3 protein-coding genes are annotated in these 2,065 nt (G+C 71.9%); all 3 read right to left on the bottom strand.

The annotated features are described in order from the left end of the window. Nucleotides 1–390 (bottom strand): heat shock protein transcriptional repressor HspR (locus tag FRW57_RS20810; protein WP_275263233.1); only part of this gene is annotated, 390 nt, incomplete at its 3' end. 6 nt (nucleotides 391–396) lie between these two features. Further along, entirely contained in the window at nucleotides 397–1,416 is a 1,020-nt protein-coding gene (locus FRW57_RS20805; RefSeq protein ID WP_152186956.1) for a DnaJ C-terminal domain-containing protein, read from the bottom strand. Between the two features lie 80 nt (nucleotides 1,417–1,496). After that, nucleotides 1,497–2,065, bottom strand: a 569-nt coding sequence (locus FRW57_RS20800) for a nucleotide exchange factor GrpE (RefSeq protein WP_152186955.1), incomplete at its 5' end; no start/stop codon positions are given.

Genomic DNA, 2,065 nt, shown 5'->3' with positions numbered 1-2,065 from the left:
CTCACCTGCCCGCACAGCGACCACGTCGCCGGCCCGGCCGGCCGCGAAGACGCGGGCCGCCGCGCTGCGTTCGAGTCGCGCGCGCTCGAGCTCTGCGGTCAGCACCTCGACGCGTTCCTCCAGCCGGCTGACCTCGTGCTCCAGCTCGAGGATCCGCTGGATCCCGGCCAGGCTGATGCCATCCTCCTGGGACAGGCGTTGCACCGTCCGCAGCCGTGCGATGTCGCGGGTCGAGTAGCGGCGCCCGCCTCCACGGGTGCGAGAGGGCGAGACGAGGCCGAGCCGGTCGTACTGCCGCAACGTCTGTGCATGCATGCCGGCCAGCTGGGCAGCCACCGAGATGACGAACACCGCGGCGTCGTCATCGTGGGGGAAGCCTCGTGGCGTCACGTCCGCTCACTCCTTCGCACGGGCGAAGAGTTCGGCCCGGGGATCGGCCCCGTCCTCGTCGGCGCGCAGGGCCTCGAGGGCGTCGCGTGCGGAGTCGGACAGCCGTTGCGGCACGACGACGGTGACCTTGGCCAGCAGATCGCCGGTGCCCTTCTTGCCCTCGATGCCCCGCCCCTTGACCCGCAGCACCCTGCCGCTCGGCGTGCCCGGTGCGATCTTGACCTTGACCGGCGCGCCGGACAGGGTCGGCACCGAGACGGTCGCGCCGAGGGCGGCCTCCGCGAAGGTGACCGGCAGGTCGACGGTGAGGTTGTTGCCGTCACGGCCGAAGACGGGGTGCGGCTCGACGTGCACGGTCAGCATCAGATCTCCCTTGGGGGCTCCGGGGTCGCCGGCATGGCCCTTGCCGCGCAGCCGGATCCGCTGACCGTCCTTGACCCCCGCGGGGATCCGGGTCGTCACGTGGCCGCCGTCGGCGTCCTGGAGGGTGACCGTGTCACCTTCGGTCGCCTGCCGGAAGGACAGCGTCGTGCGGGCGTTGATGTCCGCGCCGGGGCGGGGGCCGGCAGGTGCGCCGAATCCCCCGTAACCGCCACGGCCGGTGCCACCGCCGAACATCCCACCGAGCAGGTCCTCGAGGTTGGGTTGCCCCGCCCCGCCGCCACCGCCGGAGGTGGTGAAGCGCACATTGCCCCCGCCGCCGCCGAACATGCCACCGAAGAGGTCCTCGAAGCCGGCGCCACCGGCCGAGCCGCCCGGGCCGCCGCCGGCGGTGAATCGGGCGCCCCCGTGGGCCATCTGGCGGATCGCGTCATACGGCTTGCGCTGCTCGGGATCGGACAGGACGGCATACGCCTCCCCGATCTCCTTGAACTTCTTCTCCGCCGCGGTGTCGCCCGGCTTGGAGTCGGGGTGCCACTCGCGCGCGAGCTTGCGGTAGCGCTTCTTGAGTGCCTTGTCGTCGACGTCGGGGGAGACGCCGAGGATCGCGTAGAAGTCCTTCTCGAACCAGTCCTGGCTGGCCATGGGCGCCTCCTCCTCTGCTCACTGTTTCGTCCCGACACCGCTTCGGCGAGTCGTCTCGCCGAAGCGGTGTCGGGTCCGGGTCACTGCGGGTCGGCGACCGCCACGCGGGCGGGCCGGATGACCCGTTCTCCCATCTTGTAGCCGGGCTGCATCACCTGCACGATCGTGGTGACCTCCGTGCCGGGTGCCAGCTCGGCCTCGGTGTGCATCAGGGCCTCGTGCACATTGGGGTCGAACGCCTCGCCGGGCTCGCCGTAGCGCACCACACCGTAGCGGCCGAGGGTCGTCTCGAACTTCTCCGCGATGGCCGCGAAGGGCCCGCCTTCGAGGTCGCCGTGCTGCCGCGCCAGGTTGATGTCGTCCAGCACCGGCAGCAGGGCCTCCACGACACCGCTCACGGCGAGGTCCTTGTGCAGCTCACGGTCGCGGTCCACGCGCCGCTTGTAGTTGACGTATTCGGCGTTGAGCCGCTGCAGGTCGCGCTTGAGGTCGTCGGCCAGCGTGGTGTCGGGACTGGCCGGCGCCTCCGAGGCGCCGGACCCGGCCTGGCTCCCCTGCGAGTCTGCGGTGTCTGCGGTGTCCGCGGTGTCTGCGGCCCGGGTCGAACCGTCACCACTCGAGGACGCCCCGGCGGCCTGCTGCCCCGGGC

This window comes from Segeticoccus rhizosphaerae (genome assembly GCF_009192725.1).
In the GTDB taxonomy this organism is placed as follows: domain Bacteria; phylum Actinomycetota; class Actinomycetes; order Actinomycetales; family Dermatophilaceae; genus Segeticoccus; species Segeticoccus rhizosphaerae.
Note: the sequence above shows the minus strand (reverse complement) of the source record. Positions and strands in the feature narration are given on the sequence as shown.

Coding starts and splice junctions, on each gene's coding strand:
- FRW57_RS20805 (WP_152186956.1), bottom strand. CDS start 1,416: ATGGCCAGCCAGGACTGGTTCGAGAAGGACTTCTACGCGATCCTCGGC.